The following is a 25,656-nucleotide window of genomic DNA, read 5'->3' on the forward strand; positions in this document are numbered from 1 at the left end:
CGGCGCACGGCACCTGGTCGATGGATGCCGCGGGCTCGGCCGATCGCTCAGTGGACGGTCACGGTGTACGATCCCGCCGCCTCGTAAGATGACTCGCATCGTCACTTCTCGCATCGCCCGCCTCCGTACACAGCCGCTGCCGGCACCGCAGTGGGTACCGCGCGACGGCCGCGCGTCGCTGTCGTTCACTGCCGTGCGGGCCCGACTGTGGATGTTCGGGGCGACGATCGCAACCGTGACGATCGGCGCGGGCGCGTTGGTGAGCGTCCTCGCGATCATGCTCACCCCCGAGTCGGCCAGGGCAGCGCGGGTGCTCATCGTCGCCGCGGCGCTCTGTCTGTGCCTGCCGCTCGTGCTGCTGACCAAAGCACCGTTCCGGGCGCGCACCGTGCCGGTCGCCCTCAGCTACGACGCCGACGCGCTGACGATCACGGCCGGCGTCGAATCCCATCGGTTCCCGCTGCGTGAGATCACCGGCCTGCTGTGGTGCACCGGCACCGAGTACTCCCGCATCGTCGTCGACGGGCCGGGCCCACGTTGCTCACTCCTGGTCGGGATCGCCCGCCCCCTGCCCGGTCAGCGCGCAGACCTGCCCGAGATCGGCCACGACCTGCACCGCGCGCTGTCCGCGGCCGGTCTGTCACGTGAGGCGAGCAGACGCGGGTACACCCGCTACCGCCGGTGACCCGTCGTCAGAGCACTCGTCAGCCGATGTAGGCCCACATCAGCAGCGCACCGTACCCCACCGAGGTGAGCGAGGTGACCCCGAGCGCGACCACCAGTTCGCGCGGGTCACGGTACATCCACACGATGAGCAGGGCCGGGATGCCACCGAGCAGCGCGAGTTGCACGAGCCAGGCGATCGGGTAGAACAGCGCGAGCCAGGCGGCGAGCCCGAATGCCAGCACGATGCACGCGGTGAACAGGATCTGCGACCCGCGGCGGCCGATCACCACCGACAGGGTCTTCTTGCCGGCGGCGCGATCCTGGTCGATATCGCGCAGGTTGTTCGCGACGAGCACGGCGACCGCGAGCAGACCCGCGGCGATGCCGCCCAGCCACGCCTCTTGCGGGGCGGCCTGCACCTGGATCCACGTGGTGCCCACGGTCGCGACAGGCCCGAAGAACACGAACACGAACACCTCGCCGAGTGCGTGGTAGCCGTACGGACGTTTGCCACCGGTGTAGTACCAGGCGGCGAGGATGCATGCGACCCCGACCACCAGCATCCACCACTGCCCGGTGCGGATGACCAGAGCCAGGCCCACGAGGCCCGCCAGGGCGAAGAACGACAGCGCGACCACCAGCACGGTGCGTGGTGTCACCGCACGCGATGCGGTGAGGCGGGCGGGTCCGACGCGCACGTCGTCGGTGCCGCGCACGCCGTCGGAATAGTCGTTGGCGAAGTTCACGCCGATCTGCAGGAACACCGCGATGAGCAGGCAGCCCAGCGCGAGCAGCCAGTGGAAGCGCACGTCGATGATGTGCGCGGCGCCCGTGCCGATCAGCACCGGGGTGATCGCCAGCGGCAGCGTGCGCAGCCGCGCGGCGTTGATCCAGTCACCGACGGTCGGCCGCGGGATGTGCCGCGTCGGGGTCTTGGCGGGGTTGCCGCGGGTCTTGCGCTTGCTGCGTGAGGAGGATGCCACGAGTGGCCATTGTAGGGCGCGCCGCCCAGCGCGCCCGGTGCGGACAGTCGTGCGGTGCCGCCTCAGGCGCCGGCTGCGCCTCTTTCCGGAACCGCCCCAGGGGTTACATCCGGAGCAGAGATTTTCGGGAATCACAGTTGTTCGATCGGGCCGTAACCTCCCTGGCGTAATCACCAACTATCCAGCCAAGAGGATCATCCGGTCTCGGTGATCCACCCGCAAGAGTCCAACCGCTTGGGCTGGCACAAAGTATGGAGTGAACATGAGCAAGCGTTCGATTGCGGCCGCACTGGTGGGAGCCGCCCTCACGATCTCCGCTATTGGCACGTCTGCGGCGTATGCCTACCCCGCGGACTGCACCGGCGGAAAGGTCTGTCTGTACGACTACTACGACTTCGTGGGTCAGCTCGGTTGGCGAGCCGCAGGCGTGAGCCTGGCGAACATTTCGTCCGCCAACAACGACAAGATGGCGAGCTGGGCCAACTCGACCTCCACCAACGCTGCCTGGTATGAGGGCCTCAACGGCAGCGGTACGTGCCACACGATGAGCAAGCAGTCTCAGAATTCTGCCCTCGACATCTTCACCCGAGACACCGCCTCGTCGTGGAAGACAAACGGAGGGTGCTGAGCGCACGATGACGACAGTCCAGATCGACGACGCGGTCGTCGTCTTCGAATCGAAGTCGGAGCGCATCGTCGCTCTGGACCAGATCTCTCTCTCGGTGACCGCTGGCACCGTCGCCACCGTCTTCGGTGCCAGCGGCTCGGGCAAGTCCACGCTCCTCGGCGTCGCCGCGGGGCTGCAAACCCTGGACTCAGGTCGAGTCCGTGTCGCGGAAACGGACATCACGACGGCGAGCGAGGAGGCCCGCGCGCGCGTGCGCCTTCACCACGTGGGCGTCGTCTTCCAAGAAAGCAACCTCATCCCCGAGTTCACTGCACTGGAGAACATCACCCTGCCACTTCGCGCCCGTGGGCTGGCAGCCGACGCGGCGCGCGCGCAGGCTGCCGCCTGGCTGGCGCGCGTCGGGTTGGAAGGACTCGGCAAGCGGCGGCCGAGTGAGCTGTCGGGTGGCCAACGTCAACGGGTGGGAATCGCTCGAGCGCTCGCCGGAGACCGCGAGATCCTCGTCGCCGACGAACCGACCGGCGCATTGGACAGCGAGAACTCCGAGCAGATCTTCGCGCTCTTGAGAAGCCTCGCCGATGACGGTCGCGCGATTCTGATCGCGAGCCACGATGAACGCAGTCTCGCGGCGGCCGACGACATGTATCGGATGAGCGACGGTCGCATCGTCGAACACCGCACGCGAGTGATGGCATGAACACATCGGTTCGCAGGGACCTGACCCGGTTTCTGGCCCGATCCCGTCCATTGCGCGCGGCCGGGATCATCGCGCTCGTCGCCGCCGCGATCGCGGTCGCCCTGCTCGTCGCGCTGCAGTCGTTGCGGACCTCGCCCTCGCAGATCGCAGACCAGACGGTCGGGCGATTCCAGTATGCGATCGAGTCGCAGAACGCAGTCGGTCCACACCCGCCGAGCGAGGATCGCGCGATCACCGCCGCGCTGGCGGCGCACGGCGCCTCCGACACGGCAATCGGCTTTCGGTCGTTCGATCTTCAGGTTCCCGGCCAGAGTGCGAATCTTCTGTTCCAGGAGTATGACTGGCCTCGTCAGCCCTTTCCACAGCGAATCACCTTGCTCAGCGGGCGGTGGCCCACCAAAGCCGGTGAAGTCGTCGTGTCGCAGACGATCCCGACTCGGTCCGACCACTCGGTCATCATTCGGCCAGGCGGTGCACAGGTCGACGTCGTCGGCTTCGCAGTCGACAACTTCTCGCGCGACGCGCACTTCATCCTGGCGGCGCCCGGAACATGGCACCGACTGAGTCAAAGCTGGGCAGGCGATTCCTTTCAACCCGTCGCCACCCGGGACATCCTCTGGAACGGCGATGACGGCGACGACATCCTTGCGGCACTCGCCGAGGTTGTGAAAGAGCCGTCGGATCAACTCCGAAGCGAACTCTGGACGCGAGAGCCCTCACAGCCGCAATCCGCGAATCTCGGTCCTGATGAGTGGATGATCGCCGTCGGCGGACCCCTGACGGCATGCGCGGCGACCGGTGTCTACCTCGGCCTGTTCATACGGCGCATCCGCACGAAGCTGCTGCTTGTCGGGGTGCCGATGTCTTCGACGCGGGCAGCAGTGTTTTCCGCAGCTGCCCTCACCACGGGCGCGGGTGCGGCGACAGGCACACTCGCCGGTATCACCGTGGGATACCTGATCGTGCGACCGCTCATCGATGCCCTCGCAACGTCCCGGCCCGGCGACGTCCAGGCGCTTCCGATGTCGTGCCTGGTGATCGTCATCACGTCACTGGTGGGTGTCATCGGCGCCCTGGCGCTGGTCGGTTCGAACAAGAGTGCACCGCGGTCCACGCGGCAACGACGCAGTCCGATCGTGTTCACGCTGCTATCGATCGCAATGGTCATCCTGGGCGTGTCAGTGACCCGGCAATCACCCTCGTTCGACGGCCGGGTCGCCGGCATGCTTGTCGCAGGCATCGGAGTCGTGCTTCTGATTCCGGTCATCTGGCCCCTGCTCTTCCGTCACGCACACGGGGGCGGACCGGTCGACCTCGGTGTTCGGCGTTTGCTCGTGGATCGGCGGGCGGGAAGCCTTGCCGCGACACTGATCGCCGCCACCGTCGTGGTCGGTGCCGCGACATCGACCATGGTGCAGAGTGTCGTCGATGACGCCAACGCTGCTTCTGAGTCGACCGTCGCGCCCCATCAGATCCAATTCCGCCCGGCGACCGGTGATGCGCACACGGATGCCGCCGCCGTCGCCGCCGTGCAGAAGCGGCTCGGCCTCGCCGAACCGGTCAGGGTGGTCATCAGCGACGGGCACACGACGTATTGGGACGGCGCCACGCTCTTGGTCTCGGACCCAGCAGCCGTGGAACGCCTCATCGGGCGGCGGTTGAGCAAGCAAGAATCCGCTGTGCTCCGCGCCGGAGGCACGGTGCGTACCAAGACACCCGACAGCGGTTCGGTGGACTTTGAGGCAGCGAACGGCACGACTGTCCCGCTCACCAGCACCGTCATGGACGATCTCGACCCGAGCTATCGCACGATCGACGGGTTCATGCTGCAGTCAGCCGCCGAAGACCGCGGGATCAGTGGCTCCGACCCCGCGTTCGTGTTCACGAACGTGGCAGACAGCGTGATCGCAGCGACGGACGAGGCGGCCGAGACCCTCGGAATCGACCCTCGGTCGCTCGAGGTCTATCATGCTCCCGACCTGTATACAGTGCCCCTCGCCACGTTGTTGACGGCGCTCGCGGCCGCAAGCCTCGCGGCACTCGCCCTTCTCTCCTACAGCTCGGGGCTGGGCAGGCGAATGCGACCGCATCTGGCGAGCCTGCGCAGCCTCGGGCTGCCCCGGACATGGTTGATCAGACTCGTCACAACCCAGCTGGTGGGAATCGTGCTGGTTGCGCTCCTGTTCGGGATGATGGGCGGTGTGCTGGGCGCCGTGATGCTGCTGTCAGCGATCGGGGTGCAGACCACGACCACTCCCTGGAGCTTCATCACGGTGCTGCTCGGCATGCTCGTGGTCACCGTCGTTCCGGCGACGCTGACCACGACCCGTCGGTTGCGCACGGTGGAACGACTGGACCTGTAACGATGTCGCCCGATCTGGAAACATCATCCAAGAGGAGGTGGTCGGGTGACGGACTTCGCGCAGTTCTATCGGGATCACTACCGGCTCGTCGTGACGATCGCGGAACACCGCCTGGGCTCTCTCCAGGATGCCGAGGACGTCGCGTCAGAGACGTTCCGCATCGTGTTCCAACGCCACGCATCCGGCGGCGACCTGACCCTCCCCTGGCTCTATGGCGTCGTCCGTAACCTCGTCGGCAACGAATACCGGCGACGGACCCGATCCCGCGCATTGCACGACCGACTCGCAACGGAGTGGCACGAGACAGAACCAGAGGCATCCGACGCCGTCGAGATGGTGCGAGAAGCTCTCACGCTTCTGCCGACGGCGCAACAAGAACTGCTCACGATGATCTATTGGGACGAACTCACGATGGCTGAGGCAGCCGCCATACTGAAATGCCGAGTCGGTGCCGTGCGTGTGCGTGTCATGAGAGCTCGTCGCGCACTGCGATCGATGATCGAGCGCCTGAACGAAGACCCCGACCCAGGGGTGGCAGCATGCGGGGCGGTGGCCGCGCCGTGAACACTCAAGATCTCAGCGCCTCGCTGCGGCAGGCGAAACCGGGAACGAGCCACCGCGACGCTCCCCTCACGGATCGCGCCTTGCAGGAACTCGCCGCGTTCGAGAGCGAGTTGCCGCGAGTCGCGCAGGCGCCTCTGCCGAAACGTCGACTGGGCAGGAACAGCCTGCTCGCGGCGGCCGCGGTGATCACCCTCCTCATCGTGGTCGGTAGCGTCAACCTGCATGCACAATCCGCCCAGGCCGTCAGCGTGCTGCGCGATGCCGCCACGGCCACGATTCGCTTCAGCGACCCGACGCCGCGGCCGGGGCAATACCTCGAATCGTCTACCCGTGCCCAATGGATGCGCGAAGACGCGGGATCGGGCACGTCGGGTGCGCTCGGTGCCGTTCAGATGATCGATGTGTACGCGCCACAGGATCGCGGGGCGGACTGGGTACTCGTGCGTGACTGGGGCGGCGCACCGTCGGCGGGCACGCACGAGACCCGGCGAGCCAAAGACGGCTCGTTCTACGGCTCACCCTGGCTGTCGGTCGACCCAGCCGACATCCCCCGTGGAACCGGGCGACAGGTGCTGGACTACTTCGATGAGCACTACAGCGGTGGCTCGTCCTCCCGCGACGAGGACAACTTCGTCCGCATCTGCGACCTGCTGGCGTCCGGGCTCGTCCCGGCGCCGGTACGGGCGCGATTGTACGATGCGCTCTCCCTGATTCCCGGGGTCACGAGTACCGCCGGCGTCGCCAACCTCGACGGACGCACAGGCATCGCGATCGGCCGAACCGAGCCGTTGCGAGGCGGACTGCGGCAAGAGATCATCATCGACCCCGAGACCGGGCTCGTGCTCGGCCAGCGTCAGCTGCACACGGTCGCCCTCCTCGGCTTCGGCGTCAATGAGGTCGTCGGGCTGACGGCGGTCAGCACGCGCGTCGCCGACACCGCACCCTCGGTGGCGCCCTGAACGCCGGCGAGCCGATCTGGCGGCGCTGACGGCTGTCGCTCGGCCGGTGCCGCCTCAGGCGTCGGGGCGATGCAGGGCGAGCACGGCGCGACGGATGGCCTCGCGGTCGGGTTTTCCGCTGTGCAGCGTGGCCAGCTCGTCGACCAGCACGAGCCGGACTGGGCGCGCGTGCGGCCCGATCTGCGCCGCAACCGCACTGCGCGCGTGCTCCAGCTGGGCGGCCTCGCTGCGCCGCAGCGCGTCGCCGCGCGGGGCGACGATGACGGATGCCTCACCCCACGTCTTGTCGGGAACGCCGACGACGACCGCACCGGCCAGGCCCGCGACATCCCGGACGACCCGCTCCACCCGATCGAGCGAGACATTGATGCCGCCCGACACGATGACGTTGTCGATGCGCCCGTGGATGCGCAGCACGCCGTCGTCGACGATGCCGGCGTCGCCGGTGCGGTACCAGCGGGTGCCGTCGGCGTCGCACACGAACGCCCGGTCGGTGCGCTCGGGCTCGCCGAGGTAGCCGTCGGCCAGCACGGGCCCGGCCAGCCGCACCTCCCCGCCGGAGGCGTCCACGCGTACCCCGTCGAGCGGCACACCGTCGTACACGCAGCCGCCGCACGTCTCGGTGGATCCGTACGTGCGCACGATGCGTGCACCGAGTTCGGTCGCCCGCTCGAGCAGCGCCGGTGGCAGCGCCTGCCCGCCGACGAGGATGGCGGTGAAGCTGCGCAGCGCCGCAGCCACCGCACGGTCGGTCTTGGCGGCATCCACCAGGCGCGCCAGCTGTGCCGGCACGAGCGAGGTGTACGCCGGTGCGGTCGACATGCCCAACGCGGCGGCGGCGAACGTCACCGGATCGAACCGGCCGTGCAGCAGCACCGGCTCGCGCCCCGCGCGCAGCGAGCGGTAGAGCACCTGCAGGCCGGCGACGTATCCGGCCGGCAGCGCGAGCAGCCAGGTGCCGCTGCCGATGCGGGCCGCGGTCGCGTCGGCACTGGCGGCCAGGGCGTCGCGGCCGATCACCACCGCTTTGGGGATGCCGGTGGAACCCGACGTGGTGATCACCACGGCCGTGCCGTCGGGCACCTCGACCGGCCTGTGGCCGGCCGGCGACGCCGTCATGCCGAGGCCCAGCGCCGGGCCGGTGCCGTCGAGCACACCCCGCAGCGCCTCGCGGACCTCGACGGCACCGTCGGCGATGGGTGCGAGCCTCATCGTCGGGCCTGCCCGGGACCGGGGCAGCCGGGTCTGCCGGCCGGAGCGGGCCGCCGACAGGCTGAGAGGGCACTGCGACTGCCCCGGCGCGACGATTCGGCGGTTTCAGCCTGTCGACGGCCCGGACTGCGGAGGGCTGTGACGGCTGCAGCCCGCTGGGGTCGCATCAGAGGCCGTACGCCCCGGCTCTGGGGAGTACGACACGGCAGGCCGGCGGTACGGGCCATCAGAACGGCACGGGCCATCAGAAGTGCCAGGGGTAGGGCGACCAGTCCGGGTCGCGCTTCTGCAAGAAGGCGTCGCGGCCCTCCACGGCCTCGTCGGTGCCGTATGCCAGGCGGGTGGCCTCGCCGGCGAACACCTGCTGGCCGACCAGGCCATCGTCGACGGCGTTGAACGCGAACTTCAGCATCCGGATCGCGGTCGGCGACTTGGTGAGGACGGTGCGGGCCATGGCGATCGCCTCGCGCTCGAGGTCGGCATGCGGCACGACGCGGTTGACCGCGCCCATCTCGTACGCGCGCTGCGCCGAGTACTCCTCGGCGAGGAAGAACACCTCGCGCGCGAGCTTCTGCCCGATCTGCCGGGCGAAATAGGCCGAGCCGTACCCGGCGTCGAACGAGCCGACGTCGGCGTCGGTCTGCTTGAATCGGCCGTGCTCGGCCGACGCGACGGTCAGGTCGCACACCACGTGCAGCGAGTGTCCCCCGCCGGCGGCCCACCCGGGCACGACCGCGATGACGACCTTCGGCATGAACCGGATCAGCCGCTGCACCTCGAGGATGTGCAGCCGCCCGGCCCGCGCCTGGTCGTGCACCGACGCCTCGTCATCGGAGTACTTGTAGCCGTCGCGGCCGCGGATGCGCTGGTCGCCGCCCGAGCAGAACGCCCAGCCGCCGTCCTTCGGGCTCGGCCCGTTGCCGGTCAGCAGCACCACGCCGATGCGCGGGTCCTGCCGGGCGATGTCGAGCGCGGTGTACAGCTCGTCGACGGTGTGCGGCCGGAACGCGTTGCGCACCTCGGGTCGGTCGAACGCGATGCGGGCGATGCGGCCGTCGCGCGAGACGTGCGCGGTGATGTCGGTGTACGCGGCCGCGCCGCCGTCGGCACCGGGCGCGGGCATCCATTCGTCGGGGTCGAACAGCTCGGATACGGATGCGCGTTTCACAGGCACCAGCCTATTGCGCCGACGCCCGCGGCGACCGGCGAGAGGTTCACGCGGTGAACGGGTGCACGATGCGGATGCCACGGGTCACCGCGCCGGGTTCAGGTCTTCGGTGAGCACGCCCGCGCATCCCCGGCCACCGCTGCCTCGGCGATCGGCGCGTCCCCTTACCGTGGGACACTGGAACCGGCGCCGCCGCGGCGCCGCGGGAGGCGGGCATGAGGATCACCAGGACGTCGGACTGGCGGGAGGCGATCCCCTTCGAGACGCCGATGATCGCGGATGCCGTCATGCCGGGCGAGGCGGCCCGCTGCACCACGTGCGGGGTGGGGTCCACCCCGCTGCCGCGCACCGAGCTGTGGGCGGTCAAGCACCGCCACCCGCACGACCCGGCCGGCACGGTGCGGTTGTACTGCGCGGTGCACGTGCCCAAGACCGCGCAGAAACCCGAACCGGTGGCATCCGGCCCCGCCCGCAAGGGCGCCCGCACGTCTGCGTCGCGCACGCCCCGCACGCCCAAGCCGACGGTGCCCGAGCGGGTCGCGGCGGTGTGCCCGGACTGCTTCGTCGAGGTCCCGCCCACCGGTGTGTGCGGCATGTGCGGCCGGCGCGTGGACTGACTCAGCCGTTGCGCGCGTCGCGCCAGGCGAGCCGGCGCTTCACGACCTCATCGTCCCGCGTCGCGCAGGTCGCCGTAGCGGACGTGTTCGGGCCGCAGCCGGACGCCGAGGCGCACGGGGATCTCGAGCAGCACGGGTTCAGCCCACGGCGCGCGAGCGGCGGGCCTTGACGAACGCGTCGATGATGCCCCAGACGGCGATGCCGGCCACGCAGAACCAGAAGATCACGGTGAGGATGCGCTGCACGTTCGCGGCGTCGTCTGCCGCGACGACCTCGAAGAACGCCGGGTTGAGGATGTGGCCGTTCTCGTAGACGAGCACACCGACCACGGCGAGCGCGAGCACCGTGTGGTACGCGGCGAAGCGCATCGTCCAGCGGCCGCGCACATGCACCGCGACCACGAGCGCCGCCTGCAGCGCCATGAGCGCGAACAGGATGCCGATGGCGATCGGCCACAGCGCCGGGTCGATCAGCGAGACCCGATGGCCCGGGACGAACCCGAATTTCAGGTCCCACAGGATGACGCCCGCGAAGATCAGCAGCATCACGATGGTGGCGACCATGTCGCCGAACGTCGCCCCGGTCTGCTTGGGCTCGGGCAGCTTGTCGGGCGTCCAGGGTGTGGCATCCATCGTCTCGTGCCCGGTGCGCTCGAGCACCACGAACACCAGCGTCGTCCAGAACGCGACGTGCAGCCCGGCGGTGAGCATCGCGACCCAGACCGACGCGATGACGTCGCCGACCGGCGCGCCCGACAGCACCTTGCCCAGCGCGACGCCGGCACCCACGCACGGGATCACGATCCACAGCAGCAGCTTCAGCAGCCGCCACCAGTCGAGGTAGTAGCGCGGGCCGATCAGGTGCAGCTGCCGGCCGGTGTAGCCGGCGGCCAGCCGCTCCGGGTCGCCCAGCTCGGTGAGCACGGCCCGCTCGGCGGCGTCGGCGGGCTCGCCGGCGTCGGTGCGTGCCTCGACCTGATCGGCGATGGATGCCGCGAGCTCGGCGGCGAGGTCGCCGCGCTGTTTCTCGGGCACCGTGCGCATCGCAGCGGCCACATAACGGTCGGTGAGGGTTGCGGCATCCATGTCAGTCCTCCACGGGGAGTTCGGCGACCGCGTCGGCGATCGCACGGAAGTCGGTCGTCAGGGCGTCGGCGAGTTCGCGACCGGCGGCGCTGGTGCGGTAGAACTTGCGCGGTCGGGCCTCGTCGGTGTTCCACTCGCTGCGCAGGTACCCCTGCTTCTCAAGGCGACGCAGCAGCGGGTAGAGGGTGTTCGCGTCGGTCGGAAACCCGTGACGCTCGAGCTGCTGCAGCAGCCCGTAACCGTAACCGGGCTCGACGAGCAGGCGCAGGCAGGCGAGCACGACGGTGCCGCGCCGCAGCTCTTGCAGGTGCGTCTCGAGGCTCTCGTTCTCGCTCACATCCCACACTATAGCGTGTGACACACACTATCGTGCAACCTCCACTTTCCACCGCCGACGACGCGCAGGCGCGAGGATGGTGGGGTGAGGATGCCTGAGCTGGACGAGCTGCGAGAGTCGGCGCATGTGGTGGCCCTGCCGATGGCCACACGTTTTCGCGGGGTGACGGTGCGCGAGGCGCTGTTGCTGCGCGGGCCCGAGGGCTGGACCGAGTTCTCGCCGTTCGTCGAGTACGACGACGCCGAGGCGGCGACCTGGCTGGCCGCCGCGATCGACTACGGCTGGAACCCGCAACCGGTGCCGGTGCGCGACGAGGTGCCGGTCAACGCGACCGTGCCCGCGGTGCCCGCCGCGCAGGTGGCCGAGGTGCTGGCGCGCTTCGACGGCTGCCGCACCGCCAAGGTCAAGGTCGCCGAGGCCGGGCAGACCCTCGCCGACGACGTCGCCCGTGTGCACGCGGTGCGCGCCGCGATGGGGCCCGCCGGGCGCGTGCGCGTCGACGCCAACGGCGGGTGGAACGTCGACGAGGCCGAGCGGGCGATCCACGCCCTCGCCGACACCGACCTCGAATACGTCGAGCAGCCGTGCGCCACCGTCGACGAACTGGTCGAGCTGCGGCAGCGGCTGCGCCGGTGGGACATCCCGATCGCCGCCGACGAGAGCGTGCGCAAGGCCGACGATCCGCTCGCAGTGGCCCGCGCGGGCGCGGCCGACATCCTCGTCGTGAAGGCCCAGCCGCTTGGCGGCGTGCGGCGCGCCCTCGAGATCGTCGCCGAGGCGGGGCTGCCCGCCGTGGTCTCGAGCGCCCTCGACACGTCGGTCGGGCTCGCGATGGGCGTGGCACTGGCTGCGGCGCTGCCCGAACTCGACCACGACTGCGGGCTGGGCACCGCGTCCCTGTTCACGGCGGATGTCGCCGACCCGCCGCTGCGTGCCGACCAGGGCTTGCTGCCGGTCGGGCGGGTGAGCCCGGATGCCTCGCGCCTGGCCGAGCTCGCCGCGCCCGGCGACCGTGCGGCCTGGTGGATGGCCCGGCTCCAGCGGTGCTTCCAGCTGGTCGCCGGCTAACGACCGGGGGTGCAGAATCCCTCGACCACGGCGGCGGCCAGCGCCTGGGTGCGTGCGCTGATGAGTTCTCGCGTCGCGTCGTCGTCGAGCCGGGCGATGACGGCCTCGACCGAGGCGATCTCCCACAGCTCGAGCATGGTCTGCGCGAACATCGTCGACGGCATCCGCAGGGTCAGGCGATAAGTGGCCACCAGGCCGTCGATCAGATCGGCGACGCGCCGCCGCATCCCGTCGCCCCACTCGATGTAGGCGTGCGCCATGCGCGCATCGCGCATCGCGCGGATGCGGATCTCGCTCATCAGCAGCACGCCCTGCCGGCTGTCCAGTGACGCGTCGACCAGGCCTTGCACGACCTCGCCGGGGCTGCCCTTCTCGACGTCGCCGTCGGTGATGCGCTTGACCCGCTCGGTGATCGCGGCGAGCTTGCGGTCGGCCACGGTCGTCATCAGCTCGAGGAACAGCTCGTCTTTGGACTCGAAGTTCGAATAGAACGCTCCGCGGGTGAACCCCGCCCGCTCACACACCGCCTCGACCGAGGCCGCGTCGAGCCCGACGTCGGCGAACACGTCGAAGGCGGCGTCGAGCAGCCGCGCGCGGGTGTTCTCTCGGCTGCGCGTGCCTGTCGCGGTGTCGGCCACGGCGTCCTCCCGATTCACAACCGGCGCCCAGCAAACGCCGGGGCCGTGCGATTACGATACACCTGTGTATTCGATACATTTCTGTATCGAATACATGACTGCATCGGATTCCCCCGGAGGACCCGTGTCCACTCTTCTCGCCGCGCTCGGGCGTTGGTCGTACCGTCACCCGTGGCGCGTGCTCGTCAGCTGGCTGCTGTTGCTCGGGCTCGCCGGCGGCGGCGTCGCGCTGTTCGCGCACGGCACCGACAACACGTTCTCGATCCCGGGCACCGAGTCGCAGGCTGGGCTCGAGCAGCTGGGCCGCACCTTTCCGCAGGTGTCGGGCACCAGTGCGCAGGCCGTCGTGGTCGCCCCCGCCGGCGAGCGGGTGGATGCCGCACCCTTCGTCGACGACATCCACCACACGATCGACCAGATCGAGAAGCTGCCCGGCGTGCTCGCCGTGAACGACCCGTTCTCAGACCAGGTCGACGGACTGGTCTCGGATGACGGCACCGCCGCGATCATCCAGATGCAGTTCGAGGGGCAGGTCACCGACATCCCCGAGCAGACGACGACCGATCTCGAACACGTCGTCGACGGCCTGCGCGACGAACTGCCCGCCGGCAGCCAGGTCGCCCTCGGCGGCGACATGTTCGCGACATCGCTGCCCACCGTGTCGCTCATCGAGGCGGTGGGTCTGGTGATCGCGCTGCTGGTGCTGATCGTCACGTTCCGGTCGTTCTTGGTGGCCGGGATGCCGCTGATCACGGCGCTGGTGGGCGTCGGGCTGTCGATGGCGCTGATCTTCGTGTCCACCGCGTTCGCGACCATCTCGTCGACCACCCCGCTGCTGGCGCTGATGCTGGGCCTGGCGGTCGGCATCGACTATGCGCTGTTCATCATCTCGCGGCACCAAGACCAGGTCAGATCGGGCATGGACCCGGAGGAGTCGGCGTCGCGCGCGACCGGAACCGCGGGCTCGGCGGTGGTGTTCGCCGGCGTCACGGTGCTGATCGCGCTGATCGGCCTGGCGTTCGCGAACATCCCGTTTCTGACCACCATGGGCATCGCCGCCGCCGTCGCGGTCGCGATCGCGGTGATGGTGGCGCTGACGTTGACTCCGGCGTTCCTCGGCTTCGCCACCGGCCGCGTGATCGGGTGGCGGCGCCGCCGGCCGCGGTCGCCCCGCACGGGCGTTTCGGCGCGCCGCGCTCGGCAGACGGGCAGGGAGCCTGAGAACGTCTCGACCGGCACCGCGCGGCACACGGGCAGGGAGCCTGTGCACGCCTCGGCCGGCACCGAGCGGCAGGTGACCGGGGGAAAGAAGGGTTTCGCGGCGCGGTGGGTGGCGCTGGTCACCCGGCACCCGATCGTCACGACGATCGCCGTGGTGCTGAGCCTGGGTCTGCTCGCGGTCCCGGCGACCAGCCTGGCGCTGGCGCTGCCGAACGCCGGCATGCTGCCCAAAGACACCCAGGCCCGTCAGGCGTACGACCTGGTGAGCGAGCACTTCGGGCCCGGCTTCAACGGCCCGCTCATCATGACCGGCACGATCGTCACGAGCAACGACCCGCTCACGCTCATGCACGACATCGCCGCTGACGTCGAGAAGCTGCCCGGGGTCAAGACGGTGGCCCTGGCCACCCCGAACGAGACCGCCGATACCGGCATCGTGCAGATCATCCCGACCACCGCGCCCGATGACCCGGCCACCGCCGACCTGGTGCGCGAACTGCGCGCGCAGCACGACCGCATCCTCGACGAGTACGGCGTCGACGTGAAGGTGACCGGATTCACCGCGGTGGCAATCGACATCTCCGACCGGCTCGGTGCGGCGCTGCTGCCGTTCGGCGTCTTCGTGGTCGGCCTGTCGCTCGTGCTGCTGGCGATCGTGTTCCGTTCGATCTGGGTGCCGTTGAAGGCCACCGCGGGGTACCTGCTCTCGGTGGCGGCGGCGTTCGGTGTGGTCTCGCTCGTGTTCGTGCACGGGTTCGGCGCCGACCTGCTGCACGTGACCAAGGTCGGGCCGATCATCAGCTTCATGCCGATCGTGCTGATGGGTGTGCTGTTCGGGCTGGCGATGGACTACGAGGTGTTCCTGGTGTCGCGCATGCGCGAAGACTTCGTGCACGGTCGGCGGCGCCAGGGCGGGCGCACCGACCGGCAGGTGGCGCAGGATGCCGTGCGCACCGGCTTCACGGCATCCGCCCGCGTCGTCACCGCTGCCGCGGTCATCATGTTCGCGGTGTTCGCGGCGTTCGTGCCCGAGGGCGACACGAACCTCAAACCGATCGCGTTGGGGCTGGCTGCGGGCATCGCGATCGACGCGTTCCTGGTGCGCATGACGTTCGTGCCGGCGGTGATGGCGCTGCTGGGCGAGAAGGCGTGGTGGATGCCACGACGGCTCGGCCGTGTGCTGCCGCACTTCGACATCGAGGGCGAGGCGGTCGAACGTGAGATCTCGCTGGCCGAGTGGCCCGAGCCGCACACACGGGCGGCGATCGTGGCCGACGACCTGGGGCTGCGCGACGACGACGGGTTCGTGCTGTACGAGGGCGTCGCGACGCGCGTCGAGGTGGGCGGGTCGCTGCTGCTGACCGGGCCCGACCCGCGCGCGACCCGGGCGGTGGCGTTGACGCTCGCGGGCCGTGTCGCCCCGACCGCAGGCCGGTTGAAGGTCGCCGGGCACCTGCTGCCCGAGCGGGCGGTGTGGGTGCGCGCCCACGCGGGCGTCGCGCTGTTGCACGGCGCCCCCGACCCCGCCGCCGAGGTACGGCGGGCGCTGCGCCGTCGCACCCGCATCCTCGTGATCGACGGGCTCGACGCCGCAGCGGCACCGGGTGTGCGCGACCAGGTGACGGCGGCGCTGCGCGACGCGGCATCCGTCACCGGCGACCTGGTGGTGGTCGCGACGGTGACCGATGCCACAGTCGGTCACGCGATCCTCGCCGATGCCGCACGCACCGCGGTCGACACCGTCCGCGTCGGCGCACCCCACTCGTCGCGCGCCACGCCAGGCGCCGCCGCGCCGGGTGTGACCACGCGCTCCGCCGGCGCCACCGGTGCCGCACCCGACACCCCGGGCACATCGACGCCCGCCCCTTCGTCTTCTGAGGTGACCGCATGAGACTGCACATCGAACGCGCCCGCGCCCGCCGGCCGGTGACGTGGCTGACCCTTCTTGGGGTGCTGCTGCTGCCGGTGCTGATCGGCGGGGTGTTGGTGGCCGCCCTGTACAACCCGACCGAGCGGCTCGACGCCATGCACGCCGCGGTGGTGAACGAGGACTCCCCCGTGACCGTCGACGGCCAGCTGGTCCCCCTGGGCCGCCAGCTGACGGCAGGACTGGTCACAGGCTCCGACGCGGTGCCCAGCAACCTGGACTGGACGATCTCGAACGCCGCCGAGGCCAAGGCGGGGCTCAAGGACGGCACCTATCAGGCCGTGGTGACCATTCCCGAGAACTTCTCGGCCGCGGCGGTCTCGCCCGGCAAAGAACTCGCCGGCGACGGTGACGACGCCCGGCAGGCGACGATCCGTGTCGAGACCGCGCCCGACGCGCGCGTGATCGATGACGCCATCACCGCACAGGTGACCCAGGCTGCGGCATCCACCATCGGTTCCACGTTGTCGTCGTCGACGCTTCAGAACGTGTTCCTGAGCTTCACTACGCTCGGCGACCAGCTGGGCACCGCCGCCGACGGCGCGGCGCAGTGGGCCGACGGGGCGCGCACGAGCGCCGAGGGTGCACACAGCTTGGCCGACGGCGTGCACCAGCTCGCGAATGGTGCCGGCAGCCTGGCCGACGGCGCCGACGGCATCGCGGGCGGAGCCTCTCAGTTGGCCTCGGGGGCGAAGACCTGGGCGGCAGGTGCACGCTCGGCCGCTGAGGGGCTGGGCACCTGGGCGGGCGGGGCGCGCACCCTCGCCGGGTCGACGCGTGAGCTGTCGGCCCACCTCTCGACCATCGCCGACGGGCTGGCACAGGCACCGCAGATTCCGCAAGAACTGATCGACGCCGCGCACCAGCTCGCCGACAACAGCGCGCAGATCTCGCAGTCGGTCACCGGGGCGGTCGACCGTCTCGACGAGCTGGCGGCGCAGTGTGCAGCCCAGGGCGGGTCGGCCCAGCTGTGCGCGGGCCTGACCGAGGTCGCTGCGAGCGCCCGTGAGGCGCTGCCGCACGTGACCGGGGTGATCGACAACGCCGACCAGATCGCACAGGGCGTCGACGGGCTGAGCAAGCTGCCGCAGGTCGCCGAGGGCCTGGCGCAGATCTCGGGGGGCATGACCCAGGTTGCGGGCGGAATGGACGGGCTCGCGACAGGGGCGACGGATGCCGCGGCCGGCGTGCGTTCGCTGGCCACCGGCGCCGGGTCGCTGGCCGACGGTGCCGCGCAGGCTGCCGACGGCGCCTCGCAGTGGGCGGACGGGGCACGCACCTGGGCGGCGGGTGCCGCCCAGTCGGCCGAGGGTGCGACCGCGCTCGGTGACGGCATCGGTGCGCTCGCCGACGGCGCCGACGAGATCTCGTCGGGGCTGCACAAAGCCGCCGACGCGCTGCCGTCGTTCAGTGACGAGCAGGCCAAGAGCCTGGCCTCAGTGGTGGCCGACCCGGTGGCGGCCGAGGGCCTGGGTGAGAACATGTTCGGGACCTCGGCGATTCCTCTTCTGGCGATGCTCGCGCTGTGGTTCGGGGGGCTGGGTTCGTTCGTGGCGTTCCAGGCAGTATCGCGCCGGGCTCTGACATCACGCCGCCCATCGGCCCTGCTGGCCCTGCGTGCACTGGCGCCGGCGGCGGCACTCGGCGCCGCGCAGGGGCTTCTGGTGGCCGGAATCGTGCAGGTGGCGGCATCCTACGACTGGGGCACCTGGTCGGTGTTCGCGACGGTGTGCGTGGTCGCCGGGATCGCGTTCGCCGCGGTGAATCAGGCGCTGGTGGCGGTGCTCGGCGGTGCCGGGCGGTGGGTTGCGGCACTTGTGGGAGTGCTCGCGGTGGCGACCGGCGTCGTGTCGACGGTGCCCGGGCTGCTGGTGGCGATCTCGAGCTGGCTGCCGACCGCGCCCGCGCTCACCGCAGGGCTGGCCTCACTGACCACATCGGGCGGGTTGGGCGCCGGGCTCGCCGGGCTCGCGGTGTGGTCGCTGCTTGGTTTCGGTGCGACTGTGGTCGCGGTCATGCGACGGCGCACCACCGGCGTCAAGGCATTGTTGAGCGAGGTGCCCGTCGCCGCCTGACATGGGGTTTGGGAACTCACGCCAGGACGCCGTCGCGCGCAACCAGATGTGTCGCAAGACGTTGCGTCAGTGGCATTGTCTACACGCCTGCGAGTACTCTCTTGATCATTCCGTTGCTCCATTCACGGCTCACTGGGTGTGTCCCAAAGCGAATAAGAGATGACAGCTCCAGCGGGCACCGCCTCTGATGGGCTCGTTGCCACCGTCTCTAGGCCTACGATGCGGCCCGTGTCGCCCGACACAAGAAGCACCTTCTGCGTGCCGGGGAACCGATGGGAGTCGGCGGCGATCCCGATCACCGCCCGTCCCGCTCGGTCGGTCGCCGCACCGAGGATTTCAGCATCAGGTCTTGCTAGCAGCATCTTGATCAACGTCAACTGCTGCTCAGTCGTGAGCGTCCAGCTACTGAACGCATTGCCAATGGCATCGAGCATGTCCGCAGCGTCGCCGTCGCTGGTCAAGCCGGCACTCTCGAGAAAATCGGCCAGGGCCTTCGATGACGTTCCCGGTTCGTCACGCACCGACGGTTCGTACTCGCCTGGACCGAAGGTCATCTCTGAGATCAGCGCCCCTTCCGCAGGAGCTGCCGCATGCGGGATAGCTGAGCCCGACTCGTCAGCCCAGTAGGGCTTTCCTGCAACAGTCCGGATGCTGCCCGATTGGTCGGACGCCCAAGCGATCGTGGTCACCTGCGGCGCGATCACCGCCGTGGTCCCAGCTGTCTCATCTTGGGTGATCTGCGCGTACCAGCCAACCGTCCTCGATCCTCGCTCCGGTCGCGCTGGGCCGGCTGGGGCACCGGATGCGTGGCGCTCCAGCATCTGCAAGAGTTGCTGCGAAGTCTGACCGGTCGGGACGAAGTGCAGTGCCGGTGGTGTAAGTGCGAGTGCCGACTGTGGGCGGATACTTCCAACGGAAAGCACCACGACGGCAACAAGGCACGCCGCCAAGACCGCGACCGGCAAGGCTGTCTTCCACCAACGGAAGCGATCCTTTCGGGTCGCTGGGCGATGCGCGACATACGTGCCGGCGACGATGCTGTCGCGAAGTTGGATCTGCCTCAGCGTCAGAGGCGCGTCGACGGGCGTGCGTGCTGGGTCGGCTGCCTTGATCATGCGCTCCAGCGTCTCGTCATCCACCGATCTCACCTACCCCCTCCGTCTGCCTTAGCAACCCGCGCAAGCTCGCCCGTCCCCTACTCAACGCGGTCCACACAGCCCCGACCTTGCAGCCGAGCACTTCGGCCACCTGCTCCGCAGACAGGTCATCCCAATAGGTCAGTTCCACGACGTCCCGCTCGCGCGGCGTCAACGACGCCACCGCCTCGCGCACGGCGAGCCGTTCGATCTGGGCCAGGTCTTCGTCAGCGACGATGGCATCGCTCATCACGCGTCCCTCTGCTTCGCGCCGGCGCGCGTTTGCCCGGTAGTAGTCCTTGATCTTGTTTCTCGCCACCGTGAACAGCCACGGCAGCGTCACCTCGACGTGAGATCCGGCGCCCCAGGCCGCCGCGAACGTCTCCACAGTGATGTCTTCGGCATCACCACCGCCCCCTGCCCTGCGTTCCACGAAGCGCAACACGGTCCCGAAGTGCGCGTTGTAGAGGTCGACGAAGTCCTGCTCGATCAGTTCGCACCTCCTTGCGCTCCCTGCGCACCGGCCCCACCAGGGTTATCGCCGCAGAGCAGAAGAACCTTACATGAGACTTCTCCCGCCGGCATCGCCGACACCATCCATCCTGACAGGCGCCGGCGTGGCCGAGCACCGGAGCGTGCGCACGGCCGGCCGTTAGCCGATCGTGACCATGACGCATGTCAGGTTCCACCGCTCCCCGACGATGAACATGACGACAGCATCCCTCTCACGATCGGGGAAGAGGACGAGTGATCCGCAAGAAGAAAACCCACCGGCGAGCCGATAGCAGACGGTTGCTCACGGTCTGCGCCTGCGCCGCCGTCGCCGTCTTGTCGTGGGGCGCTCTGACGGCGTGCGACCCGATCACGACTGCACCGCCGCAAACCCCCGTGGCAACTGCCACGCCGAGCCGGCCGGCCGCGCCCGATGCCTCGAAGCCCTGCCTGGCAGCAGTCGCGAACACCCCGGGATTGCAGTCGCAGCAGCTCAACAAGAGCCTGCCGGTGGCCGATGTGCTCGACGACTATCTGCAGATCGAGATCTTGATCGGCCGGGGCGGTGGGCCGTGCTCGCCGACCCCGGTCGGTTTGGGCACTCTGCCCCGCCCCTGCCGTGCACTGGCAAGCTCACTGCAAGACAGCCTCGACATCATGCTGTGGTCGCCGTCTGATGTCGTCAACGAAGCGATGTTCGGCGCCGGTGCCGACACGTACTATGCGGTGGCATCCGTCGGTTACTCCGGATCGCGTGGGCACACGTTCATGTATCGGATGTCGGTGTGGCGATTCCCCGACGTCGGTTCTGCCGACACCCGCCCCCTCACCCAGGTGCTCGGCGACTGCCGCACGACTGACGATGACTTCGTCGGCACCGAACGCACCCTCCTCGACGAGAAGGGGGATGCCGTCGCCATGGTGTACCAGCGTGGCAACAAGGTGTACCTCATCGACAGCATCCGGCCTCTCGAGCCGTCGGGGAAGCCCCTCGGTGGCATGAACACCGCATCGGGCCTGTTGCCGACCTCGGCCATGAACGCCATCGAGCAGTGGTGGAACGACCAGTCCGACAAGGTGCTTGCGAGCATCGCGCCGGCCACAGCCTGAGCCGCCGCACGGTCCCGTCGGTTTCGGTTGCAGTCGCGCGGCACGCGCGGATCTGCCGTCCCGCGCGTTTCAGAACGGAATCACTCGATGTCGTGCACCACCGTCGCGGCAGCGATCACCGCGGCATCGTGCGTGGCGACGAACACGCCCCGTCCCATAGATGCAGACTCGGTGAGCAACGCGATCACGTCTGCGGCAGCGACCCGGTCGAGGCTTGCCGTCGGCTCATCCATGATCAGCAACTGGGGTTCACAGAACAGGGCCCGTGCGACCGCCACTCGCTGCACCTCTCCGCCGGAGAGCCGATCGGGTGTGTGCCCGGCGACATCCTGAAGCCCGACGCGGCGCAGCATGTCACCGGCGCGAGCCCGGTCGGTCTTCGTTGCATGCCTGCGCAGCACCGGAACGAGCACGTTCTCGAGCGCGGTCAGTCCGTGCAACAGCCCCCCGTCTTGCAGCACGATGCCGAAGCAACCGCGACGGAGCGCGGCGCGGTCGTCGTCGTCGAGCCGGTAGATGTCCTCACCCTGCCATCGCACTGTTCCACGAGCGGGGGGATGCAGACCCATCGCCATCGACAGCGCCGTCGACTTGCCTGATCCGGACCGGCCGCGCAACACCACGATGTCGCCCGGCCCAACGGTGATCGTCAGCGCATCGAACACCGACACCCCGCCCCGGTCCACCTGAGCTTCTTCCAGCTGCAGCAGCGCGCCAGTCACGCGTGACCTTTCCGCTCAACGGATTGCATGCTCATGAGAGCCATCACCAGCAGTCCTCCCCCGATCCCCGCGACCACCGCGAGCCAAGGCATCCCCACCCTTCCGGCGTGAGCGATGGCGAACGCCAGACACGCACCCACCAGCACCGGTCCCGTTGCGATCAGCATGAGCAGGCGCAGCTGAAGGTCACGCCTGTCTCGTCCCGACCAGCCCACGACTCGCAAGACCCGGTCTTCTCGCTGTCTGCCCATCAGCAGGTGCCTCCACAACAGTGTTGCGAACCCCGCACAGGTGACGAGTACCACCACCAACAGCGTGAGGTGGCGGGATGTCAGCGCTGCAACGGCGGCGTGCGCGAGAAGGGTGGGCCCTGCGGCGGCGATGCGCGCGGCGAAGACCGCCACAACGACGCCCGTGGCCGCCACTGTCAATGCAACGAACGCAGCGATCGCCATGACTTCGGTGCGGGCAGCCAACGCCGACCGCAACGCCACTGCGGTGCGACTCGACGCCATCCGGCGCCCGGTCCGCAGACCGGCGGCCGCGCCGGTCTTGGCAGCTCCCGTCACATCCCCTGCGGTCGCAGCCCGAGCAGCCAGCACGGCCGTGAGCGGGACGAGCAGACACACGAGTGTCCCGGCAAGGCCCATCGTCACACTCCATGCCGACATCCACCACGCTGACGCGAACACGCACAGTGTCGCGACCGAAACCACCAGTGGCGCCGCGAGGATTCGGCGCCGCACGCTCGCACGTGACCATCCCATCGCGCGAAGCAGGGCGGCATCACGGCGTGTGGACGCGCTCTCAAGTACTTGCGCTGCAATCGCGGCCGCCACCGCCGCGCCTCCACCGATCCCCACCAGCAGCATCGTCGTCAGGCTCAAGCTCGCGGTGACGGTGGTGGCCGCTCCCATCGTCGTCCATTGCTGTGCGACGACTCCCAACGGCACGACCGCGCCTCTGGCGGCGACGTACGCCGGAACATCGATGTCGACTTCTTGGGGACTGGAGCCGATCACCACGTCCACGTGCAGCCCCATGTCAGCGATTCTCGATGCCACGTCCTCCACTCGCCGCAATGCCTGGGAATCGTACCTGTCGATTCCGGCGACACGCACCCGGATCGCATCGACCGGTGCACCACCGCGCATCAAGGGCGCGTCGCGAATGTCGGCGATCGCTGCCGGCGGTCGCACGACCAGGCCCGCCGGGTTGAGCGTCGGCAACAGGGAGGTACCGGGCTTTGCCAGCGTGGACCGGACGACGGACGGCAGCGGCACATCGTAGATTCCGAGGCTCACCCGCCCCGCTGCCGGCGAGGTGGGCACCAGCTGCGTCGGGTCGAACGTCCGCACCGGATACAGCGCCACCTCGTCGCGTGCGTGTACGGGAGTCGTGCGGCGATAGCTCATCTCCTCCCCGTCGACGGCGACGCTGCCGACGCTCGTGCCCGGCAAGATGATCTCATCCGAGACCGGACCGTTCATGGGGACGGCGGAGCGTGGAACGATCCGAAGGTGCGGTGGACCGCTGCGGGGCGCAGTATCGCGATATGCCGGTCGCCCGACGAGCACGCCGCTCAGCCGGCTCACCGTTGCGCCACCGGCGAACTCCGCACCTGTCTGTGCGAGGTCGACAGTGATCGACCTGCCTGCAAGCGCCTGCTCACCAGCCGGCACGGTCATGCGCAATGGGTTCGTCGCTGATGTGGCGGGGGGCTTCCACTTCTGCAGGGCGGCCACCGGGTCTGGATCCGACAACAAGCGGTCGACGACGGCACCCCTGTCGACCAGGCGCGCACTTGCCGTCAGCGTCGTACGCGCAGGGTCGGACGTGGTGATGACCACCGGCGCCACCGGCATCGTCGAGCCCAAGGGAACCCCGGGCGAGACCTCATCGGTGTGGGTGAGGTCCCCCTTCTGCGACAGTCGCGTCACGACCTCAGCCAGAGCCTTCGCCGTGAACGACGTCGTGGCGCCGTCTCGAACCCGCGCAAGCTGGTCGAGCGCCTCGACCGGGTGCCCGACGAGCTGCTCCTCGGCGAGAGGGTCCACGGCGACCACGGATGACGTCACCGGAGGCAGCGGCGACCCCAGCGCACCCCACCCTCCGGCGGGCAGGGCTCCGGCGGCGCCGCCCGGTGCGGTGGACACCGCCTGCCCGTCCGGCGCACTGGGCGTTCCCACCCGAAACGTCTGCGTGGACACTGTGCGTTGCCGGATTCCATCATCGAGGCTCTGCGTGAGCGTGACCTCGAAGATGCCGCCGCCGGGTGTGTTCGGAAGGGTCACCCCGGGCGTCATCACCGCCGTCGTCACCTGGCCCACCACTGACACCGGTGCGGCCACCGCGACGCCGGCGACAGAACGCACGTGCGCCAGTTGCGCCAGCGTGATGCCGCCTTTGCCTGTGAACGACAGGTAGTTCGGCTCGATCACACCGTGGGTGTCGGACAGCCCCTCGTCATCCGCACCCATCGGCCTGACGAGAATGTCGAATGCCCCACGGGCGGTTCCCGCGATGTCGTCAGCGAGGCGCACCTGCGCGGACGTTCCGAGTGATGACAGCAGAACAGCCAGGACGCCGCACGCGATCGCCGCGACGACCGACGGACGTCGCAGTAGGCGAACAACCCGGTGCACCCCTCAGCCCGAGCAGGGAACGGCGTGCGGCTGACGACTCTTCATGATGGTGTCCTTCCTCACCTTGTCTATCTACGCGACCAGGCGGCGGATGCCGGGACTTGCCGTGAGCACGCCGGCGAGAGCCACGAGCGCCACCGCAAAGACGGCCAATGCGACCTGCCCGGATGCGACCTGGATGAGCAGTCCCGCGAGCAGCGGCGCGAGCGGTATCAGTAGCCCGGACACTACCTGGGCTGCCGCGCCGAGTCGGCCGGCCAGGTCTTCGGACGCCGATCCGAAGACATGACCCATCAGTGTGCCGTTAAGCGCGGGAACGAACAGCGTGTTGAGGAAACACGCGGGCAGTACGAGCCAGATGTGCGGGAAGACCAGCGCGATGAGCGCACCTCCCGCTCCGATGGCCCAGGCTGTGACGACGATCTGGCGACCAAGCGAGAGACGCCGCCCGAGCGGTCCGACCAGCGCCGCACCGGCGATTGCTCCCAGCCCGCTCATCGTCTCGGCCAGCCCGATCAAGTACACCGGCGTACCCGCCTCGCGCAGGCCGAGCACGAGACCCACCTGGATGCCGACGAACGGCACGTTCAGCACACACGCGGCGAAGAAGCAGGTGCGCACCGCGGTCGTACTCCACAGGTGCCGCACGCCTTCCAAAGCATCCGCGAGAAGTCCGCGTAGGAAGACGATGACCGTCTGCTGCGACGCTCGATCGCCGGTCGCTGTTACCCGATCGGGTCCGAGTGAGGTGCTGATCGCCACGATGCACAGAGCCGCGATGAGAAAGCCGGCGGAGTCTGCGGCGATCGCCGCCGCAGGCCCCAGGACGAGAAGCGCACCGCCGAGGGGCGCTCCCAGCAAGCTCGCCGTCGTTTCGCGGGCCTGGTCGATCGCAATGGCCTGAGGCAGCTGCGCGGTGGGGACGAGATGACGCACGGCGCCATTCTGTGCCGGCTGAAAGAACGTCATCGCCAACGCCGAGATGCCTGCGGCTGCGACCAACGCACCGAGCGACGGCGCACCGATCTGCAGGAGCAGCGCGCACACGCCCCAGGCCGCACACGCGGTCAGCGCCGCGACGACAAGGGTGAGCCGGCGTGGCCAGCGGTCGGCGAAGACGCCGGCGGCGAGCCCGAGGATGAGGGTGATCGCCATCGCCATCGCCGACACGCCGCCGGCTGCCGCGGATGATCCGGTGATCTCGAGCAGCAGAAGCGGCAGGACGATGGCAGCCACACCTTCGCCCAGCGAACTCGCAAGTTGTCCACCCATGAGCAGGCGAAACCCGCGATTCTGCGAGAGGGGGACGGACTCTTCCACGCCAGACTCAGTCGACATGCGA

At 69.3% G+C, this 25,656-nt stretch carries 22 protein-coding genes; 11 read left to right on the plus strand and 11 right to left on the minus strand.

What is annotated here, in order from left to right; translation table 11 throughout:
• Positions 1–88 precede the first annotated feature (88 nt).
• A complete protein-coding gene (locus H577_RS0103010) occupies positions 89–685 on the plus strand; it encodes a hypothetical protein (protein WP_029144699.1) in 597 nt (198 codons plus the stop codon).
• Positions 686–704: 19 nt separating this feature from the next.
• Here the strand turns inward: H577_RS0103010 and H577_RS0103015 are convergent, their stop codons facing one another.
• On the minus strand, positions 705–1,649 hold the full coding sequence (locus H577_RS0103015; protein WP_029144700.1) for a 1,4-dihydroxy-2-naphthoate polyprenyltransferase: 945 nt from the start codon (positions 1,647–1,649) through the stop codon (positions 705–707).
• A gap of 262 nt (positions 1,650–1,911) precedes the next feature.
• Here H577_RS0103015 and H577_RS17250 point away from each other — a divergent pair, with 262 nt between their 5' ends.
• From H577_RS17250 to H577_RS0103040, 5 genes are read left to right on the plus strand one after another with little or no spacing between them, the layout of a single operon-like run.
• On the plus strand, positions 1,912–2,277 hold the full coding sequence (locus H577_RS17250) for a peptidase inhibitor family I36 protein (RefSeq protein WP_084515758.1): 366 nt from the start codon (positions 1,912–1,914) through the stop codon (positions 2,275–2,277).
• A 7-nt stretch (positions 2,278–2,284) separates the two neighbouring features.
• Positions 2,285–2,974 (plus strand): ABC transporter ATP-binding protein, encoded by a 690-nt coding sequence (locus tag H577_RS0103025; protein ID WP_051191678.1) that lies wholly within the window; start codon positions 2,285–2,287, stop codon positions 2,972–2,974.
• Positions 2,971–5,337 (plus strand): MFS transporter, encoded by a 2,367-nt coding sequence (locus tag H577_RS0103030; protein WP_156876535.1) that lies wholly within the window; start codon positions 2,971–2,973, stop codon positions 5,335–5,337. The genes H577_RS0103025 and H577_RS0103030 overlap by 4 nt, the downstream gene beginning before the upstream one ends.
• A 45-nt stretch (positions 5,338–5,382) precedes the next feature.
• Positions 5,383–5,901 (plus strand): RNA polymerase sigma factor, encoded by a 519-nt coding sequence (locus tag H577_RS14885; RefSeq protein ID WP_051191679.1) that lies wholly within the window; start codon positions 5,383–5,385, stop codon positions 5,899–5,901.
• Positions 5,877–6,860: a hypothetical protein gene (locus H577_RS0103040; RefSeq protein ID WP_029144703.1), complete on the plus strand. Its 984-nt coding sequence runs from the start codon at positions 5,877–5,879 to the stop codon at positions 6,858–6,860. Before H577_RS14885 ends, H577_RS0103040 begins: the two co-directional genes overlap by 25 nt.
• A gap of 54 nt (positions 6,861–6,914) precedes the next feature.
• Here the strand turns inward: H577_RS0103040 and H577_RS0103045 are convergent, their stop codons facing one another.
• Positions 6,915–8,072 carry an AMP-binding protein gene (locus tag H577_RS0103045; RefSeq protein WP_029144704.1) on the minus strand — a complete coding sequence of 386 codons (1,158 nt, stop codon included), beginning with the start codon at positions 8,070–8,072 and terminating at the stop codon, positions 6,915–6,917.
• Positions 8,073–8,316: 244 nt separating this feature from the next.
• On the minus strand, positions 8,317–9,240 hold the full coding sequence (locus H577_RS0103050; RefSeq protein ID WP_036283605.1) for a 1,4-dihydroxy-2-naphthoyl-CoA synthase: 924 nt from the start codon (positions 9,238–9,240) through the stop codon (positions 8,317–8,319).
• 215 nt (positions 9,241–9,455) lie between these two features.
• On the opposite strand from H577_RS0103050, the gene H577_RS0103055 reads away from it, so the two are divergent.
• On the plus strand, positions 9,456–9,857 hold the full coding sequence (locus H577_RS0103055; RefSeq protein ID WP_029144706.1) for a hypothetical protein: 402 nt from the start codon (positions 9,456–9,458) through the stop codon (positions 9,855–9,857).
• Between the two features lie 138 nt (positions 9,858–9,995).
• On the opposite strand, the gene H577_RS0103065 is transcribed toward H577_RS0103055, so the two are convergent.
• Together H577_RS0103065 and H577_RS0103070 are read right to left on the minus strand one after the other, a co-directional pair.
• Positions 9,996–10,943, minus strand: a complete 948-nt coding sequence (locus H577_RS0103065; RefSeq protein ID WP_029144707.1) for a permease prefix domain 1-containing protein — start codon at positions 10,941–10,943, stop codon at positions 9,996–9,998.
• 1 nt (position 10,944) lies between these two features.
• On the minus strand, positions 10,945–11,280 hold the full coding sequence (locus H577_RS0103070; RefSeq protein ID WP_029144708.1) for a PadR family transcriptional regulator: 336 nt from the start codon (positions 11,278–11,280) through the stop codon (positions 10,945–10,947).
• 90 nt (positions 11,281–11,370) lie between these two features.
• On the opposite strand from H577_RS0103070, the gene H577_RS0103075 reads away from it, so the two are divergent.
• On the plus strand, positions 11,371–12,348 hold the full coding sequence (locus tag H577_RS0103075; protein WP_036283608.1) for an o-succinylbenzoate synthase: 978 nt from the start codon (positions 11,371–11,373) through the stop codon (positions 12,346–12,348).
• On the opposite strand, the gene H577_RS14890 is transcribed toward H577_RS0103075, so the two are convergent.
• Positions 12,345–12,986: a TetR/AcrR family transcriptional regulator gene (locus H577_RS14890; protein WP_084515760.1), complete on the minus strand. Its 642-nt coding sequence runs from the start codon at positions 12,984–12,986 to the stop codon at positions 12,345–12,347. The genes H577_RS0103075 and H577_RS14890 overlap by 4 nt on opposite strands.
• A 124-nt stretch (positions 12,987–13,110) precedes the next feature.
• Here H577_RS14890 and H577_RS0103085 point away from each other — a divergent pair, with 124 nt between their 5' ends.
• Together H577_RS0103085 and H577_RS0103090 are read left to right on the plus strand one after the other, a co-directional pair.
• Positions 13,111–16,098: an MMPL family transporter gene (locus H577_RS0103085; protein WP_029144710.1), complete on the plus strand. Its 2,988-nt coding sequence runs from the start codon at positions 13,111–13,113 to the stop codon at positions 16,096–16,098.
• The gene (locus H577_RS0103090; protein WP_029144711.1) at positions 16,095–18,209 is read left to right on the plus strand and encodes a YhgE/Pip family protein; all 2,115 of its coding nucleotides are present in this window, start codon (positions 16,095–16,097) and stop codon (positions 18,207–18,209) included. The genes H577_RS0103085 and H577_RS0103090 overlap by 4 nt, the downstream gene beginning before the upstream one ends.
• A gap of 122 nt (positions 18,210–18,331) precedes the next feature.
• Here the strand turns inward: H577_RS0103090 and H577_RS17520 are convergent, their stop codons facing one another.
• Complete coding sequence (locus H577_RS17520) at positions 18,332–19,348, minus strand: hypothetical protein (RefSeq protein WP_156876537.1); 1,017 nt, start codon at positions 19,346–19,348, stop codon at positions 18,332–18,334.
• A complete protein-coding gene (locus H577_RS14895; RefSeq protein ID WP_084515761.1) occupies positions 19,341–19,838 on the minus strand; it encodes a sigma-70 family RNA polymerase sigma factor in 498 nt (165 codons plus the stop codon). Before H577_RS14895 ends, H577_RS17520 begins: the two co-directional genes overlap by 8 nt.
• Positions 19,839–20,092: 254 nt before the next feature.
• Here H577_RS14895 and H577_RS0103105 point away from each other — a divergent pair, with 254 nt between their 5' ends.
• Positions 20,093–20,947, plus strand: coding sequence for a hypothetical protein (locus H577_RS0103105; RefSeq protein ID WP_156876538.1), 855 nt, complete (start codon positions 20,093–20,095; stop codon positions 20,945–20,947).
• Positions 20,948–21,027: 80 nt separating this feature from the next.
• Here H577_RS0103105 and H577_RS14900 read toward each other — a convergent pair whose 3' ends face one another.
• The 3 genes from H577_RS14900 to H577_RS0103120 form a co-directional block, all read right to left on the minus strand.
• Positions 21,028–21,669 (minus strand): ABC transporter ATP-binding protein, encoded by a 642-nt coding sequence (locus H577_RS14900; protein ID WP_051191683.1) that lies wholly within the window; start codon positions 21,667–21,669, stop codon positions 21,028–21,030.
• On the minus strand, positions 21,666–24,212 hold the full coding sequence (locus tag H577_RS0103115; RefSeq protein WP_029144714.1) for a hypothetical protein: 2,547 nt from the start codon (positions 24,210–24,212) through the stop codon (positions 21,666–21,668). Before H577_RS0103115 ends, H577_RS14900 begins: the two co-directional genes overlap by 4 nt.
• A 174-nt stretch (positions 24,213–24,386) precedes the next feature.
• Positions 24,387–25,652, minus strand: coding sequence for an MFS transporter (locus tag H577_RS0103120; protein WP_084515762.1), 1,266 nt, complete (start codon positions 25,650–25,652; stop codon positions 24,387–24,389).
• Between the last annotated feature and the right edge of the window lie 4 nt (positions 25,653–25,656).

Origin of the sequence: Microbacterium luticocti DSM 19459 (assembly GCF_000422405.1) — a bacterium.
In the GTDB taxonomy this organism is placed as follows: domain Bacteria; phylum Actinomycetota; class Actinomycetes; order Actinomycetales; family Microbacteriaceae; genus Microbacterium; species Microbacterium luticocti.

Coding starts and splice junctions, on each gene's coding strand:
- H577_RS0103010 (WP_029144699.1), top strand. CDS start 89: ATGACTCGCATCGTCACTTCTCGCATCGCCCGCCTCCGTACACAGCCG.
- H577_RS17250 (WP_084515758.1), top strand. CDS start 1,912: ATGAGCAAGCGTTCGATTGCGGCCGCACTGGTGGGAGCCGCCCTCACG.
- H577_RS0103025 (WP_051191678.1), top strand. CDS start 2,285: ATGACGACAGTCCAGATCGACGACGCGGTCGTCGTCTTCGAATCGAAG.
- H577_RS0103030 (WP_156876535.1), top strand. CDS start 2,971: ATGAACACATCGGTTCGCAGGGACCTGACCCGGTTTCTGGCCCGATCC.
- H577_RS0103040 (WP_029144703.1), top strand. CDS start 5,877: ATGCGGGGCGGTGGCCGCGCCGTGAACACTCAAGATCTCAGCGCCTCG.
- H577_RS0103045 (WP_029144704.1), bottom strand. CDS start 8,072: ATGAGGCTCGCACCCATCGCCGACGGTGCCGTCGAGGTCCGCGAGGCG.
- H577_RS0103055 (WP_029144706.1), top strand. CDS start 9,456: ATGAGGATCACCAGGACGTCGGACTGGCGGGAGGCGATCCCCTTCGAG.
- H577_RS0103065 (WP_029144707.1), bottom strand. CDS start 10,943: ATGGATGCCGCAACCCTCACCGACCGTTATGTGGCCGCTGCGATGCGC.
- H577_RS0103075 (WP_036283608.1), top strand. CDS start 11,371: ATGCCTGAGCTGGACGAGCTGCGAGAGTCGGCGCATGTGGTGGCCCTG.
- H577_RS0103090 (WP_029144711.1), top strand. CDS start 16,095: ATGAGACTGCACATCGAACGCGCCCGCGCCCGCCGGCCGGTGACGTGG.
- H577_RS0103120 (WP_084515762.1), bottom strand. CDS start 25,652: ATGTCGACTGAGTCTGGCGTGGAAGAGTCCGTCCCCCTCTCGCAGAAT.